Here is a 16,259-nt window from a genome sequence, read left to right on the forward strand (position 1 = left end):
CAAGCTTAGGTTCCTCTTACTCCTTGACTGCTCCCAGCATCATACCCGAGATAAAGTATCTTTGAAGGATAGGATAGATCAGTATGATCGGCAGTGTAGTAATAACAATCGTAGCCAGTTGCACCCCTTTAGTCGTTGTTTCAATGACTGCCGAGCCACCCACATTTTGCATGGATTGCGTTTGGGACTGAACAATAATCTCGTACAGCATCATCTGCAGCGGATACAGCGACTGATCGGTAATGTACAACTTAGTTGTCATAAAGTCATTCCATTGCCCTACTCCATTGAACAATGCAATAGTTGCCATCGCTGGCATGGACAGCGGGATGAAGATTTTGAGGAAAATATGCCAGTCTCCTGCACCATCGATTTTGGCTGACTCCTCCAGGGAATCCGGTACATTCCGGAAGAAATTCATCAGAATGACGACATCATAGAAGCTGAACAATGCCGGAATAATGTACACCCAGAAGCTGTTGAGCAGGCCAAGTGATTTGATCAATAAGTACGTTGGGATCATTCCGCCAGAGAAGAACATCGTGATAACTCCCATGGCTACGTACAGTTTACGGCCACGTATGTGCTTTTTGCTCAGACCGTAACCGACCATGGCACAGAAGAATACGTGTGTAACGACTCCGATTGTTGTTTTGGAAACGGAGATGAAGAACGCTTGCCAGATGTTCGAATCGTTGAATACGGCTCTATAATTCTCCAGCGAGAACTCCGGTGACCAGAAGATGAACCCGCCTTCCGCCAAAGCCTTGCCCGAGCTAAAAGAAGAGATAATGACATTCCAGAGCGGAACCACAATAACGACAGTACAAATAGCGAGTAAAATAATATTTAAGGTATCAAAGATCCGACTATCGAGATCTTCTTTAGCCACCTTTCCATTCACACGGGATGCCTCCTTCTACAGCACAGATTGATTATCGTTTAATTTGCTTGTAATTTTGTTCGCGGTGACCAACAGAATAACGGACACGATCGAGACGCCCAGACCAACCGCGGTAGCATACGAAAAGTCACCCTGTGACATCCCCATACGATATACATACGAATTGATAACTTCTGCCTTGTCACGGTTTTGCGAGTTCATCAGAACGAGCGTCTGGTCCAGATTGGAACCAAGTAAACCGCTTACAGTAAGAATCAGATTAAGGCTAATGATTGACTTCATGTTAGGCAATGTGATATTCCAAATTTGTCTGAGACGGCTTGCACCATCAATTTTGGCTGCCTCGTAATACGTAGGATCAATCTTGGACATAATCGCCAAATACAGAATCGTTCCCCAGCCGGCCTCTTTCCAAATATCGGATAAAACTGCAATCCACCAATACTTGCCTGCATCCAGCAAAATGTTCTGCGGTTGCGAGATCACTCCCAAGCTGAGTAGCAGCTGATTAAACAATCCCGTTGTTGAAAACCAGGTGATCAGCATGCCGCCCAATACAATCCAGGACAGAAAGTGAGGTAGATATGAAATCGTTTGCACGAACTTTTTGAAACGTCCGCTGTTTAATTCATAGATCATGATCGCCAGGATAATGGGAATGACAAACCCGATACCCAATTTCAAAAAGCTGATCCCCAGCGTATTCACTACGGCATCCCAGAAGTATTTGTCTGACATAATGATTCTGAAATTTTCCAAACCGACCCATGGTGCGCTAGACAGCGTATCAATAACGGTGTAATTTTTGAATGCAATCGTCAATCCGTATATCGGAATGTAACAAAAAATAATCATAAAAATGATGCCGGGTATAATCATCGATTGAATTTCCCATTGTCTTCGATAATCGATGACGAACTCTTTCATTCTTTGTCCGATTGGCTTCCTTCCCCCCGGTCTTACAGGCTTTTTACCGGTTGACGACGTCTCTACGGCTAATTTACTCACGCTCTTTTTCTCCCCTCCAACTTAAGCATTTCCTCATAAAAACGTTTTTATTTTATGACAAAAAAACCCCCTATTATCAAATCTATAATTAAAAAAGACCGGAAATGATTGAATCAGTTATGTTAAAAAATCACTCCGGTCCATCTTCACATGACTTGAGCCCCGTATGATAAGTTCACCCGCCAGTTTTTGTGAAACCCCATGTTCCTTCTTCTTGATCATGCGAACCAAGTGATTGATCGCCAGGATACCCTGCCTTGCAATCTGGTTTCGTACGGTACTTAATGGCGGGGAAAAATATTGGGCAATATCAATATCATCGAAGCCTACTACACTTACATCTTGAGGAACCTCGAAGCCATGAGACTTCAACGCATGGATGCAGCCGATTGCACTCACATCATTTCCTGCAAGAAAAGCATCAGGCAGCTTGGCAGGATGCAGATGAAGAAAAGATTTTACAGCACTGTAGGTGCCCTCTTCCTCAAAATATCCCTGTAAGATGTAATCATCATCCAACGGAAGCTGGTACTCACGCAAAGCGGCCAAATATCCATCTCTACGCTGATTACTGTCAAACATGGTGTCCACGCCGGATATGTAAGCAATTTTCTTGTGCCCCAGTCCAATTAAATACTTGGTTGCTTCGTAACCCGCTACATAAGAGTCAAATATGACGCTTCCCATAGTATCGCTCTGATAGACCCGATCCAGAAACACAGCCTTAATCTTGTCTTTCTCCATAGCGACAATATCCTGCTCATCAATCCGCAGTTCTTCGTAGATGATAACGCCATCCACACGCCGTCCCAGAATATTACTCATAATGACCTGCTTATCCTTGGTCACAAACACATTCAGCCCGTAGCCCAGACGATCGCATTCGCGAGACATGGATTCAACCAGCTTATAAAAGTATGGACCCGACACACTTGTGGTGAAAAAGCCCAGCATTTTGGTTTGCCCGGATTTTAGCAGCTTGCCGTTCAAGTTGGGAACGTAGTTTAAACGCTCTGCCACCTTCAGGACATGTGATTTGGTCTCTGGGTTTAAGACATCCACGCCGTTCAAGGCGTTGGAAACCGTAGAAATGGATACCCCGGCTTCCCTTGCAACATCTTTAATTGTAATCTTTCCCATAATTTTTTGGTCCTTTGCTATAAAAACGTTTTTATATATTTTAAATTAGCATAAAACCGTTTTCAATACAACACTTATTCACTGATTTTTTTTGCTACTCATTTATTTACGATTTTTGGCATGGTACAAGATACTACGAAAGTATACGTGTAGAGACTAACTATGCGGAAGGAAGATGATAATGGCCTTTATTGAAAGGTATGCGATAAATGAAAATGGTGCAGTGACTTTCACAGGCAATACGCTTGGACTTAGCCGCTCTGAAACTGTTGGTGTTCCCGGGACAGTTGACAGCATCGGGGCTTATATTACGACGGATACCACACAGCAGTTTGGAACATATCCACCAGGAACAACGAATCTTTTTCAGAACAACAGCTCCTCTGCTGTACTACAAATCCCCGCAGGCAGCAGCATCCTGTATGCCGAATTAATCTGGGGGGGTACATACATTGACAATACGGAGAACAATTCCGCCTTTATCAATGATGCTGTACAGTTTACAACTCCAGCAAGTCAGACCAGTGTTTTTCCGGACCCGGCAACCAGTTTTGAAGTCATCTTGTCCACCGCTTCCGGATTCCCCACAACCTATGCCTATGTTCGTTCTGCAAACGTTACAAGTCTAATCTCTGCTGGAGGAGCAGGAACCTATACGACCAGTGGAGTAGTTGGAACACTGTCCATACCCGATCCGACCTCCAACCATGCGGGCTGGACACTTGCGGTAGTGTACCAAAATGCTGCCTTGCCTTTGAGAAACATGTCCATTCGAGTGAATGCCGATGTCATTCTTTCCACTTCGGGTCCTGTCAACATGATTATTGATGGATTTGCCACACCATTCATGGGTCCACTGGCAGGTCGGGCACAATTCAGTACACAGGAGGGTGATGCGAACAAGACCGGGGATCAGGCTCGTTTTGGACCGACCATTGCCACTGTGACGAATCTGTCAGGTCCGAACAACTTCTCCAACAACTTCTTCGCTTCACAGATCAATGATGATGCCGGAAACCTCGATACCTCTGGTACGTTCGGGACAAGGAATCAGATCAATGGAACCCCTGGTACAAACATCGTTGGTGGTCGTCAAGGCTGGGATATTACGAACGTGGACGTCGGATTTACATTGCTCAATACACAGACTCAAGCTGCCTTCCAGCTTACAACGAATGGAGACGGCTATCTTGTTGACGGCAACGGATTACAGATCGATATCAACCTCCCTGCCCTTAATGCCGTCAAAAGTGCCAACGTAACTGATGCTGTCGTCGGAGATACGGTAACATATACCATTATCATCTCTAATACTTCATTGGTTAATGCAACGAACGTTATGTTCTTTGACAACATTCCTGCAGGAAGCTCCTTCGTAACGAATAGCATCACACTCAATGGGGTTTCACTGCCGGGTACAGATCCGGTAACCGGATTTCCGATTGGAGATTTCAACTCGGGAACCTCCGCTACCGTGACCTTCCAGGTATTGGTCACATCCGTACCTGTACCGGCTCAGTTGTTTAACCAAGCCAGAGTCGGTTATACTGCCCCTACCGTACCCGATGGTCCGATTATTAATACTGCGGTTACCTCCAATGCAGTGGTGGTTCCCATCTATGAACCCAATGTGGCTATTGTCAAAAGCGCAGACACAACCAATGCTCTTGTCGGAGATACAGTTACCTACACGTTGGTCGTAACCAATACGGGAAATATTGATGCCACAACAACCGTCCTAGACAATATACCAGATGGTTCCGTCTTTGTACCGGGCAGCGTAACCGTCAATGGTGTTTCTCAACCAGCTTCTGACCCTGTTGCAGGAATACCTATTGGTCCGGTTGCACCCAACGCAACCTCTACAGTCACTTTCCAGGTAAGTGTTGTTAGTCAGCCAGCTGGATTGCAATTGGTCAATCAGGGAACAGCCTCCTATACCTTTCAGCCACCAGATGGCCGTGTAATTCCCGGATCTGTTACATCTAACACGGTTGTCATCCCTGTCTCGCTACCTATGTTGAGTGTTGTGAAATCAACTGCTGCTACAGATGCAGTGGTTGGTGATACCGTTACCTATTCCTTTACAGTTACCAATCAAGATGCCAGCAGCATTACCAACGCTGTACTGACCGATAACATTCCAACGGGTTCCTCGTTTCTAACTGGAAGTGTCACGTTAAATGGTGTACCCCAGCCTACAGCAGATCCTGTTTCTGGTATCTCTGTCGGTACTCTCTTGCCTGGTGCATCAGCCACAGTCACTTTCAGTGTTCAGGTAAATACCCTGCCCTCACCACCTCAACTAACAGATCAGGCCCAGGTGAGCTTCGACAGCGGTACCTTTAGCGGAGTTTCCTTTTCCAATATGGTCATCATTCCTGTGTTCCAGGCCATTATAGCCGTTGCTAAGGCTGCTACACCTACGTTTGCTGTAGTCGGGGAAGCCGTGACCTTTCAGTTTACCGTGATCAATTCAGGAAATATTGGCGCAACAACCACATTAACGGACATCATTCCGCCAGATGCCACCTTTGTTGCCGGAAGTGTACTCGTAAATAGCCTTCCGGTCCCTCTTGCCGATCCGAATGCCGGCATTTCTCTAGGCCTCGTACCGACAGGTAGCTCGACCCTGGTCAGTTTTCAAGTCGTAATTACATCATTACCGGCTTCGTTTCAGATTGTTAACCAAGGTAATGCCAGCTTCACCTTCACTCCACCGGACGGCCGCATTATTCCTGGCAGCAGCAGTTCCAATCTAGTCGTTATTCCCATTTCGGCAGACAATCTGACCGTAGTCAAAACAGCAAGTGAGCTCCAAGCCGTTATTGGGGATATTGTCACATACACGCTAGTTGTTCAGAATAATGATCCGGTTGACGCAACCAATGTCAGTCTCACAGACCCTATTCCTGTTGCTTCTGTTCTGGTTCCGGACAGCGTAACGGTGAACGGTGCATCTCTCCCAGGAGTCGATCCTAGCACAGGGGTCCCTATCGGAACAATTCCAGCCAACGGCTCTGCAACTGTCACGTTCCAGGTCAGTGTGGTCGGAACAGCTCCGCCGGTTCCTTTTCCCCTGTTCCTGGTTGACCAGGCCACCGTTACGTTTACAACCGGAGAATTCACTGGAACGGCCTTATCCAATATCGTCAATGTCCGGGTGTTTGAACCCGTCATTGCGCTGGTAAAATCAGCTGTCCCATCGACTGCTGTTGTGGGTGATATTATTGCGTATACCGTTTTGGTGTCCAATGAAGGTAACTATAACGCTGACGTTATCCTGGTTGACCCATTACCGGCAGGAGAGGCTTTTGTACCGAATAGTGTGCTGATCAGTGGTAACCGTTGGAGCAGTGCCAACCCTATAACCGGAATTAACTTGGGAACGATCCAGCCCAATTTTCCGGTGACGGTTACTTTTCTAGCCACAGTGACATCCGTGCCAACTCCACCCGAGCTTGTCAATCAGGCTACTGGAGATTACACCTATACTCTTCCTGACGGGCGGATCATTCCGGGTTCATCCTTGTCCAATACGGTGACGGTTCCCGTGTCCGAACCGGGGGTTCTGTCCCTTGCCAAATCAGCTGACGTTACCGCCGCGGCCCCAGGAGATATTATTACGTATACGCTGCTCGTTCAGAATCCTACAGAATTGCTGGCAACATCCGTCTTTCTTACGGACCCGATTCCGGCTGGGTCAAGTTTTGTGCCTGACAGCCTCACCCTGAATGGTGTAGCTCAACCTGGGGTTAATCCCTCCACAGGCGTAAGTATCGGCACTATAGGTGCAGGCAGCTCCACGACAGTGACGTTCCAGGTCAACGTCAATGCACTTACACCGCAGCCTGTGACCCAGACGTTAACCAATCAGGGCACCGTTACCTTTGCCATAAACGGAGTAAGTGGAAGTTCGCCGTCCAATGTCGTTTCCATTCCTGTCTATAATCCTGTCATTACCATTCTTAAATCCGGTACCCCCGATGCCGTAGATCTTGGAAATACCGTGTTCTATCAGCTTGTTGTTCAAAATACAGGCAATATTGCAGCCGATGTAACCGTTATTGATCCAATTCCACCTGAATCATTCTTTATCCCTGGATCTTTAACCGTAAACGGAGTGGAAATAAGCGATAATCCGGTTAGTGGTATTCCATTGGGGGAAGTGGCACCAGGTGAAACATTCACGATTAACTTTCAGGTAAATATTCTGTCATTCCCATCGAATAATCAGGTTGTGAACACAGCGATAGTCAATTATAATTTCACTCTTCCTGATGGCAATGTCATTTCCAATTCTGTGGAGTCCGATTCAGTCACTACTTTTATCAGCGATCCTCTTCTGGAAATTGTCAAATCTGCTTTGCCGAGTCAGGTCGTCCCGGGAGAAACGATTACGTTCTCCTTCCTGCTGACGAATGGTAACAATGTCCCGTTTAGTTCCATTATATTTACGGATCGAATCCCTGAAGCAACTACTTTTGTTAATAACAGTGTTACGATCAGAGATGTGAGTGTACCCGGAGTCAATCCGATTAATGGATTTGAGGTAGATAATATCGCACCCTTATCCGCGATTCCTATCACCTTCCAAGTCATTGTGAATCAAGGAATTACATTGGCTCAGATCACCAATCAGGCCAGTGTTTCCTATACATTGGGCGAGGTTTCATTTAACGTTCTGTCCAATGACGTTCTCATGCAGGTGATTTTCCCAGTTCCACCAGTACCGCCAGTACCACCCGGGCCTCCTGAGCCTCCAACGCCGCCGTTACCACCTGTTAATCCGACTACACCAACAACGCCTGGTTCTTCACAACCGTCCACCCCATCCGTTCCTTCCATACCAATCTCAGCACCTGTGATTCCTGTCCAGAAGACGGCAAGCAAAAGCATTGTTGAGGTAGGAGAAAGCGTTGATTATGTGGTCCTCATTCAGAATACGAGTGCATTTGCAGCCAAAAATCTGGTTCTCACGGATCAACTGCAATCTGGCGTTAATTTGGTTTCTGGTAGTGTCACAATACAGGGTATTGCTCAACATAATTGTAGTTTGGCGAGTGGAATCTCCTTGGGTGATCTGCTGCCAGGAACATCGGTGGATGTTGGATACACAGCCATAATCAAACATCAGCCATCCAACGGAAAGGTCATGAATCAGGCTACAGTCTCCCTTTCCTTTGTTCTTCCAGACGGCAGTTTAATTCCCATTACGCTGGCTTCCAACAAGGTTATCGTCACTGTTGTTGAGGCCGAAGAGTAAAATTCAATCTCTTTTCTTTTTCCGCTTTGGTGATCGCATATTGCTTTTGCGTCCGGACTTTAAACGACGGTTACCTGTCGTGCCTACACTCCTCTTACTGCGTTGCGGTAAGGGGAGTTTTTTCTCTGGTATTTCACGCTTCTCTTGCCCTAATGTGGGAGACAAGTGTTCCAGATAAAAGGGCTTCTCCAGTCCTTCCTGATCCTGATATTGAATTCTTTGCTCTTTGATGTAATCCGGCTCCTCCAGCAGTTCGCTTGATTGGTATCCAGCAACTTCGGCATCTGAAATCGGCTGCTTTACAACAAGAAGATGATACATAATCTGATAAGCTACATTCAGTTGGGAGTGTCGTAACAGTTCCAGTTCCGTTTCATTGTATAAACCGTGATAGGAAGGGAAATAGAAAAACTCCATGTTGAGCAACCTGAAATCGATAGGGGATTCTACTGTCTCCTCCTGAAGCTGCAGGCGATCTGAACTATACAAAGGTGACTTGTCATCATGTATTTCATTGACCTGAGAGGTCCAGAATTGGGGCATGTATTCATTAAACAACTGCTTGAAATGGGGATTAACCATATGTGAGGTTACATGTGCATAGGGGGCTACGATACAGACAATCGCTTTGTGTGTACTAATCCTGTATATTTCCTCCATCACCTGCTGCAAATGATCAACATATTGCAAGCTGTGTGAACACATCACAAATGTGGCACAGTTATCATCAATCGGGAGGGGCGAATTGATATCGTGAACAATGTTGGTCGTGGGATATGCTATTCGATCAATTCCCGTACAATTTTGGTGTTTATTTTTTCCGCTACCCAAATCGATTCTCAATCCGCTCACTTCTTCCTCATACAATTTAATACTGTATTTTATTCCAAAGTGGGACTACGTGTATAAGCGTTCACCCTATGTTCATGGCATATTATGCAAAAAAAGCAGCTCATATATGAGCTGCCGATAATCATGCTTCTAATTCCCCGTTCTGGGTGTACATACGATAAATTTGTTGTACCTGCTCTTCCAATCGATCAAAGCGAACAAAACGATCGGCTCGAATATACTCCTTCTGCTCCACCAACATAATCATCGTGGGAACTGTGAAAATAAGAAACCTGGACGCCACCTCTTCCACTTGGTTAGCATTGATGTGGGCCAAGTGCACCATTGGATACGGTTCAAGTAACTCCCTAATCTTAGGGAGTAAGGCGTGACATACACTGCACTCTGGCCGTGATACGTACAAAAAAACCAATTCATGTTGCTTAATCATTTCTTCGATCATTTCTATGGATGTTAAAGTATGGAGCTCTTTCATAAGGGTCATCCCTTTCGGTCAGTTGGCAACTATAGTTAAACTATAGTTTATCACGAATGATTGACTGTACAAATCTCGCACTCACCTAAACATTTTCTTTTCAAACACAGCCTATCTGCATTAAAATGAAGTTGGAAGATCATCCCAAATGAAAAGAGGTTTTTGTATGAAAAAATCATTTGTTTTTCTGCTTACTGCCCTGATTGCTGTTATCTCCTTCTCCGCGTATGCACCTGCATCTGATGCCTCTGGTGATATTGGAGTTAGCCTGCTATCAGATCGTCAGCAAGGCACCGTAAAATAAGCGTTCGCACTCTTTCCAAGAAAGAATTTGTACAGAAAATCAGCAGGCGACCAGTTCGGATAACATCCGGGTTGGTCGCCTGCTGTCATTGTCATTGTTCTTTTCAGCAATCTTTACTTCCAATCCCTCTTGCGAAGATAGGATTCGAATACAAATGTTCCAAAAGGCAATAAGCCTGCTACCAATCCCATGAACCAGCGTGAAGCTTTCCACTTCTTCACAACTGCCAAATGCACAAGTGTAATCAGATATAGCGGAAAAAGAATACCGTGAATCATACCCATAATCATTACTGGGGAAGACATATCGGCTAAATATTTTAGCGGCATGGCTATAAAAATCAACAGCAGCAATGATACACCTTCCCAAATGCCTGCAATTCTAAATCGACCCGTCACTGTCTTCATCCTGTTCAATCTCACCTTTCCAGCGGCTAGTTTGTGAAATGTGTAACTTGTTACAAGATGTTTCAACTTGAAGCCACATCATCTGTAATAATGCAGCTTCTCTTGAAACGTCTTGTTCAGTATACCGCATGGTTCTGGTCCGGAAATGCTTCAATTTTGAATAATTAATGACTGAACTATACGTGAATGAAATGTTGAGTCTTAAATTCAAAAATCGCATCAACAGCATAATGATATCCGCCTGATTTTCGAAAGGATTCCCTCAAATTCGCAGCAGCTTTCTCAAAAGAAGGAACGCTCAACACATGATCCACAGCTTCACGCAGCTGACTGGCAGTCAAGGTTTGCATTTGTAAGCTGATACCTGCTCCTCTACTAACAACCTGCTCAGCGATGATCGGCTGATCCGCGCTTTGAGGGAGTATAATGAGGGGAACCCCATAATATAAACCTTCATTGGTACTGTTCATCCCGCCATGTGTAATAAATAATTTAGCGGACTGCAATACATCCATTTGTGGAACATAACGTTTAACCATAAAATTCCCCGGAATTTCTCCCAGATCCGTAATTTGTGTTCTATCCCCTACAGACATGACGATTGTATGATCGGTATTCCCCAATGCTTCCAAGCAAAGCTTATAGAAATCAAGAGCTTGGTTAAAAATTGTACCCAGTGAAATGTAAATAGGTCTTTTCCCTTTAATTGCTGTCAGGTCGAAGTCTTCATGCGTTAATCGCGAGAAGATGGACGGACCTACAAAATGATACGTGTGGTCGAATGCATCTCCATAAGGCTGGAATTCCCTTGTTGTATATACGATGGTAAGCGGCGCGGGATTGCAAAACACTTCGTAGGGAGTAGCAATCTCCACATCATATTTTTCCTGTAACCTGATCGTCAGGCTATGGAATGTATCGTTTATAGGTTGGGCGATTTCGGTAGGAACATTTAAGAAAAAGTGTTGCATCAAATGATCGAAAGATTCTTCATTCTGCGCAAAAGAAGTGCATGAATTAATTGCAGGCAGCTTCAGAATTTGCGCAAGCAAACGTCCGCAGCCAAACATGGAATCATGGATGATGTAGTCAAAATGTTCACCCTTAATCTGTTCAAGCACGCTCGGAATGACGATATCTGCCGTAAGTAAAAGACCGTTGACTCGCTCGAGCACATAATCTCTGCCACCTGAGACAAAGGCTTTAATGAATTTTTGACCGTCAAAGGTTCGGACTATAGCCCCCGTCTTTTCCATACGTTCCCGATAAGCTTCTATAGTGAAGTACACGACCTCTTCCCCGCGTGAAATAAGCTCTTGCACGACGCCAATTGTTGGATTGACATGACCCTCTGATCCACCGTTAATAAATAAAACACGTGCCATAACGATCCCTCCTTTGCTATGCTACGTTCTCTAAATGGTGTAAGAATTCGTATGCAATGATGTGCTTTTCCCAAAAAAATTTAGGTGGTTGCACGTTCTATCAGTTGAAATTCCAATTGCTGAGGCTGTAGCTCCTGCTTGCCAAGGACGGCCCATAATCGATGAAAGGCCTGCGTAGCTTGTTCTGCAATTGGATTATGTATGGTTGTTATTCCAAGCACACGCGACAACTCAATGTCATCGAAACCAACAATAGCAAGTTGTTCGGGAACTTGTATATTCTGTTTGCGTGCTTCGGACCAGATTCCAATTGCTGCATAATCATTCGAACATAACACCGCTTGAGGAAGTTCTGGCCCACTTGCCATTCTTCGCATCGCCTCTTCTCCGTCAGATGAGCTGAACACGGAATATTGATAAGCTTCACGCAATACAGGCAGACCCTTATCTGCCATAAATGATTCATAGGCTTCCCGCCGACTCTGAGTATTCAGGCTTTCTGCTCTGCCAAAGGCATTGGCAATGCGGGTATAGCCTTTGGACACCAGATGTTCAAGAGCTAGCCTGTAGCCTTGCGCCTGGTCCATAGCCACTGACGGAATTTCGTCATCTCCCATCCGCTGCCAAGATACAATCGGACCATACTCGCAGTAGGCTTTCAGTTTGTCTGGATGATTGACACAGGTCATAATCACCAGTCCATCTACTCGTTTACTCCGCAGATCCTCGAACGCCTGCAATTCAATCTCTTTATCTCCACGCGAAGTATAGATCAGGGTCTGGAATCCATAATCCATCGCTGTATCAATGAATTGATTCATGAACGTAATAATAATTTCGTTGGTTGCGGATGTGACAATTCCAATTTGCTTGGTCTGTCCGGTAGATAACGAAACGGCATTTCGGTTCGGGATATAGTTGAGCTGTTTCATGATTTGCGTTATTTTCTGCCGGGCCTCGTCACTCACATGTGGTGAATGATTAATTACTCTGGACACCGTGGCCTTCGAGTAGCCGGACAGCTTCATAATTTCATCGAACTTGGACACATGAAGTCTCCTTTCTTGCTGACTTTCTATGATGATTTACAGTTTGCCTCAAAATAAATAAAAAGTAAAACTTGACGTGTAACCCGTTCCAACGATTAAGCTTTTTTTATGCAGTGCTGCTGTATGTAATATTCACAACGAATTCATAACGATTGGAGCGATACACATGACTCATTCTCAACATCCATCATTTCATTTCCCTGAAAACTTTCTGTGGGGTGGTGCGATTGCCGCCAACCAGGCTGAAGGTGCATATAATCTAGGTGGCAAAGGTTTGTCCACTCAGGATGTGGCTCCCAAAGGTATCATGGGTCCCATTACTGAAGAACCGACTGAAGATAACATGAAACTGATCGGGATTGACCTCTATCACCGTTATAAAGAAGACGTGAAGCTGTTCGCTGAGATGGGATTCAAGGTATTCCGTACTTCCATCGCCTGGTCCCGTATTTTCCCTAAAGGCGATGAGCTGGAACCCAATGAAGAAGGCCTTCAATTCTATGATGATCTCTTTGACGAGTGTCTTAAATACGGAATCGAACCACTGGTCACCCTTTCCCACTACGAGACACCTCTCCATCTCTCCAAGGAATATGATGGCTGGGTTAATCGGAAGATGGTCGGCTTCTACGAACGTTATGTGACTGCTGTATTTAAACGTTATCAAAATAAAGTGAAATATTGGCTCACGTTCAACGAAATCAATTCGATTCTGGAAGCACCATTCATGAGCGGTGGGATCTACACACCAAAAGAGAAATTGAGCAAGCAGGATCTTTATCAGGCAATACACCATGAGTTTGTAGCCAGCGCTTCTGCTGTGAAACTCTGTCATGAGATCATTCCAACTGCACAGATTGGTTGTATGATGCTCAGTATGCCGACCTATCCACTAACACCGAATCCCGATGACATGATTAAAGTGATGGAATTCGAACACAGCAATTATTTCTTCGGAGATGTACATGTGAGAGGCCGCTATCCTGGATACATGAAACGTTACTTCCGTGAAAATGGAATCCAGATTCAGATGGAAGATGGCGACGAAGACATGTTGCTCCATACCGTCGACTTCATTTCTTTCAGCTATTACATGAGTATCTGCCAAACGGCTGATCCGGATAAACAAGTTGCAGGTGAAGGTAACCTGCTTGGAGGTATACCTAACCCTTACTTGCCTGCAAGTGAATGGGGATGGCAGATCGATCCGCAAGGACTGCGTTATGTTTTGAATATGTTCTATGACCGTTATCAGAAACCACTCTTTGTTGTGGAAAATGGGTTGGGCGCTGTGGACGAGCTTATTACCGGATCTGATGGTGAAAAGACAGTTGAAGATGACTATCGCATTCAGTACTTGAATGATCATCTTGTTCAGGTCGGGGAAGCCATTGAAGACGGCGTTGAAGTTATGGGTTATACGTCCTGGGGATGTATTGATGTGGTCAGTGCTTCGTCAGCACAATTGAAAAAGCGTTATGGTTATATCTATGTTGATCGCCATGATGATGGTTCAGGAACACTCGAACGGTATCGCAAAAAGTCGTTCCACTGGTACAAAGATGTCATTGGCAGTAACGGCAAGAGCCTAAAACGTTAAGGAATTGTTACAGCTGTAGCAGGTGCATTCCTGCTCTCCCCCAGCAGAAAACAAGGACATGCATTGGTATACAATGTGATGATGTATTGTTTTCTGCTGAGGGATTTTTATTATTATGGGAGTCCGTCTTCAGTTGAATTGGACCAGGTCCGGTTCCAATGCTTTCAATGTTAACCATCGCATCCCTGCTTCAAAGTCTTCCTGGAAGGAATCGATCAGAATGATGTCAGGATAAGATGGCATCGACAGATCGCCTTGATACATTTGCCACGCTTGAACCACTGCATCTTCTTCAACCATCTTCTGGTAAATCACCACCTGGTCTGGAGCAAGAATCGCATTTACCATTTGAATCATTTTGCATACCGTTGCAATAAACGCTTCCTTTTCCACTGTATCATACCAATCAATTCCCATAGGAAGGTATTTGACTTCCCCGGCCATGCCAAGTTTTCCTTTGATCACTTTACCGTCCACATAAATGCCCATACCTGGAGGATATTTGGTTGGAAAATAAATTCCGATGACACACTGATCCTCGTCTAACTCTTTTTTTGCGCAATATCCGCTAATTGCAGCGTTCACATCATTTTCCACCATGACTGGTAATCCGAACTGTGCTTCAAGATCTTCAATCATGCGGACACCTTCTAACTGCCGGTGACTGCTCACCGTAATTTCTCCATTCACGGTTTGCCCCGGAATACCGATACCGATGACTTTAATGGAAGCATGTTGAGCCAGTACGTTCCCAATGATTTCATAGAAGTGTGTCTGGTCAAAGGCGGGCATCGTATATTCTTCTCTGAAGACCATGTTATCCTCTAAGTTAATGACAGTGGCTGTGATCAGATCCTGCCCCTGCTTTTCGTTGATATACATGACCAAAGCCAAGCTAAAATCGTAATTATATCTGTAGGTTAATGCAGGTCTCCCCCCGCTGGAAGGCACTGTCTCGTCCTCAAACAGTTCACCCAGTTCACACAACTCTTTGACCAGTGAATTGACGGTTACCACACTGAGCTTGGTCAAGGAGGCCAGTTGTGGCTTGGTTGCTGTTTCTACCCGTTTCATGACCTGGCGTACATGGTTTATATTAATTTCTTTCATCAAATACGCGTTCGCTATTTTCATAAGCACCCCTACTCCATAGTTTCTTCTCCAATGTAGTAACTATACAATATCTCCAAAGGGTTTAAAAACACCCGATGAAAAAACATCGGGCATTCTGAGGGTTCGTATACATTTGTGTTAGCTTCTTCTATACTTCGTTTTGTCTGCTTCCGTTATTTTGCGAATCACTCTGCATGGATTACCCGCAGCAATTACATCCGAAGGAATGTCTCTGGTAACTACACTTCCTGCACCGATGATTGTGTTATCTCCAATGGTCACACCCGCAAGCACAGTCACGCCGCCACCGATCCATACATTATTGCCCACTGTGATCGGACCTACAACTTCAAGCCCTTCGTTACGTTGTTCCACATCATAAGGATGACCAGCAGTGTAGAATCCACAGTTCGGAGCAACAAAAACGTTGTCACCAAACCGGATTTTAGCTCCATCCAGCATAACTATATTATGATTGCTATAGAAGTTCTCGCCAATTTCAATGTTATAGCCGTAATCACATACAAATGGCTGCTCGATCAGGAAACGATCCGTCGTTTTTCCAAGCAACTTTTTGATCAATACTTCTCTCTCAGTGATCTTACCTGGGTGAAGTTGATTATACTCGTAACAAAGTCCCTTCGAGTACAACCGCTCATCAATTAATTCTTTGTCATAATTCGCATTATACAGTAGTCCCAGTTGTGATTTCTCTTTTTCTGTCATGAATTCTTATGCCTCCAACTCTTCTGTCCA

At 44.8% G+C, this 16,259-nt stretch carries 13 protein-coding genes; 3 read left to right on the forward strand and 10 right to left on the reverse strand.

Features of this window, described 5'->3' with window-relative positions; translation table 11 throughout:
* Window positions 1-16: 16 nt before the first annotated feature.
* The 3 genes from CRO25_RS06220 to CRO25_RS06230 all read right to left on the reverse strand — a co-directional run bounded on the left by CRO25_RS06220 (window position 17) and on the right by CRO25_RS06230 (window position 3,052).
* Window positions 17-904, reverse strand: a complete 888-nt coding sequence (locus CRO25_RS06220; protein ID WP_063563591.1) for a carbohydrate ABC transporter permease — start codon at window positions 902-904, stop codon at window positions 17-19.
* Between the two features lie 15 nt (window positions 905-919).
* Complete coding sequence (locus CRO25_RS06225; protein ID WP_052016450.1) at window positions 920-1,831, reverse strand: sugar ABC transporter permease; 912 nt, start codon at window positions 1,829-1,831, stop codon at window positions 920-922.
* 198 nt (window positions 1,832-2,029) lie between these two features.
* A complete protein-coding gene (locus tag CRO25_RS06230; RefSeq protein ID WP_063563590.1) occupies window positions 2,030-3,052 on the reverse strand; it encodes a LacI family DNA-binding transcriptional regulator in 1,023 nt (340 codons plus the stop codon).
* 181 nt (window positions 3,053-3,233) lie between these two features.
* On the opposite strand from CRO25_RS06230, the gene CRO25_RS06235 reads away from it, so the two are divergent.
* A complete protein-coding gene (locus tag CRO25_RS06235; protein ID WP_079694356.1) occupies window positions 3,234-8,318 on the forward strand; it encodes a DUF11 domain-containing protein in 5,085 nt (1,694 codons plus the stop codon).
* Window positions 8,319-8,321: 3 nt separating this feature from the next.
* Here the strand turns inward: CRO25_RS06235 and CRO25_RS06240 are convergent, their stop codons facing one another.
* The gene (locus tag CRO25_RS06240; RefSeq protein ID WP_170867785.1) at window positions 8,322-9,170 is read right to left on the reverse strand and encodes a methyltransferase domain-containing protein; all 849 of its coding nucleotides are present in this window, start codon (window positions 9,168-9,170) and stop codon (window positions 8,322-8,324) included.
* Window positions 9,171-9,291: 121 nt separating this feature from the next.
* Entirely contained in the window at window positions 9,292-9,645 is a 354-nt protein-coding gene (locus CRO25_RS06245; RefSeq protein ID WP_079694357.1) for a thioredoxin family protein, read from the reverse strand.
* Window positions 9,646-9,811: 166 nt separating this feature from the next.
* Between CRO25_RS06245 and CRO25_RS33245 the strand changes: the two genes are divergently transcribed.
* The gene (locus CRO25_RS33245) at window positions 9,812-9,949 is read left to right on the forward strand and encodes a hypothetical protein (protein WP_179132099.1); all 138 of its coding nucleotides are present in this window, start codon (window positions 9,812-9,814) and stop codon (window positions 9,947-9,949) included.
* Between the two features lie 113 nt (window positions 9,950-10,062).
* Here CRO25_RS33245 and CRO25_RS06250 read toward each other — a convergent pair whose 3' ends face one another.
* The 3 genes from CRO25_RS06250 to CRO25_RS06260 all read right to left on the reverse strand — a co-directional run bounded on the left by CRO25_RS06250 (window position 10,063) and on the right by CRO25_RS06260 (window position 12,790).
* Window positions 10,063-10,356, reverse strand: a complete 294-nt coding sequence (locus CRO25_RS06250; protein WP_064638677.1) for a DUF3817 domain-containing protein — start codon at window positions 10,354-10,356, stop codon at window positions 10,063-10,065.
* Window positions 10,357-10,532: 176 nt separating this feature from the next.
* Window positions 10,533-11,741 (reverse strand): macrolide family glycosyltransferase, encoded by a 1,209-nt coding sequence (locus CRO25_RS06255; protein ID WP_079694358.1) that lies wholly within the window; start codon window positions 11,739-11,741, stop codon window positions 10,533-10,535.
* 80 nt (window positions 11,742-11,821) lie between these two features.
* The gene (locus CRO25_RS06260; protein ID WP_063563584.1) at window positions 11,822-12,790 is read right to left on the reverse strand and encodes a LacI family DNA-binding transcriptional regulator; all 969 of its coding nucleotides are present in this window, start codon (window positions 12,788-12,790) and stop codon (window positions 11,822-11,824) included.
* Window positions 12,791-12,956: 166 nt separating this feature from the next.
* Here CRO25_RS06260 and CRO25_RS06265 point away from each other — a divergent pair, with 166 nt between their 5' ends.
* A complete protein-coding gene (locus CRO25_RS06265; RefSeq protein ID WP_079694359.1) occupies window positions 12,957-14,390 on the forward strand; it encodes a glycoside hydrolase family 1 protein in 1,434 nt (477 codons plus the stop codon).
* 129 nt (window positions 14,391-14,519) lie between these two features.
* On the opposite strand, the gene CRO25_RS06270 is transcribed toward CRO25_RS06265, so the two are convergent.
* Window positions 14,520-15,524 carry an ROK family protein gene (locus CRO25_RS06270; RefSeq protein WP_079694360.1) on the reverse strand — a complete coding sequence of 335 codons (1,005 nt, stop codon included), beginning with the start codon at window positions 15,522-15,524 and terminating at the stop codon, window positions 14,520-14,522.
* Window positions 15,525-15,641: 117 nt separating this feature from the next.
* A complete protein-coding gene (locus CRO25_RS06275; RefSeq protein WP_079694361.1) occupies window positions 15,642-16,229 on the reverse strand; it encodes a sugar O-acetyltransferase in 588 nt (195 codons plus the stop codon).
* Window positions 16,230-16,259 lie beyond the last annotated feature (30 nt).

It is taken from the genome of Paenibacillus sp. RU5M (assembly GCF_900221055.1).
GTDB lineage: Bacteria > Bacillota > Bacilli > Paenibacillales > Paenibacillaceae > Paenibacillus > Paenibacillus marchantiae.

What these genes read in the sequence shown, in the direction of transcription:
- CRO25_RS06235 (WP_079694356.1), top strand. Translation starts at nt 3,234, where the DNA reads ATGGCCTTTATTGAAAGGTATGCGATAAATGAAAATGGTGCAGTGACT.
- CRO25_RS06230 (WP_063563590.1), bottom strand. Translation starts at nt 3,052, where the DNA reads ATGGGAAAGATTACAATTAAAGATGTTGCAAGGGAAGCCGGGGTATCC.
- CRO25_RS06250 (WP_064638677.1), bottom strand. Translation starts at nt 10,356, where the DNA reads ATGAAGACAGTGACGGGTCGATTTAGAATTGCAGGCATTTGGGAAGGT.
- CRO25_RS06245 (WP_079694357.1), bottom strand. Translation starts at nt 9,645, where the DNA reads ATGAAAGAGCTCCATACTTTAACATCCATAGAAATGATCGAAGAAATG.
- CRO25_RS06270 (WP_079694360.1), bottom strand. Translation starts at nt 15,524, where the DNA reads ATGAAAATAGCGAACGCGTATTTGATGAAAGAAATTAATATAAACCAT.
- CRO25_RS06225 (WP_052016450.1), bottom strand. Translation starts at nt 1,831, where the DNA reads ATGAAAGAGTTCGTCATCGATTATCGAAGACAATGGGAAATTCAATCG.
- CRO25_RS06275 (WP_079694361.1), bottom strand. Translation starts at nt 16,229, where the DNA reads ATGACAGAAAAAGAGAAATCACAACTGGGACTACTGTATAATGCGAAT.
- CRO25_RS06255 (WP_079694358.1), bottom strand. Translation starts at nt 11,741, where the DNA reads ATGGCACGTGTTTTATTTATTAACGGTGGATCAGAGGGTCATGTCAAT.
- CRO25_RS06265 (WP_079694359.1), top strand. Translation starts at nt 12,957, where the DNA reads ATGACTCATTCTCAACATCCATCATTTCATTTCCCTGAAAACTTTCTG.
- CRO25_RS33245 (WP_179132099.1), top strand. Translation starts at nt 9,812, where the DNA reads ATGAAAAAATCATTTGTTTTTCTGCTTACTGCCCTGATTGCTGTTATC.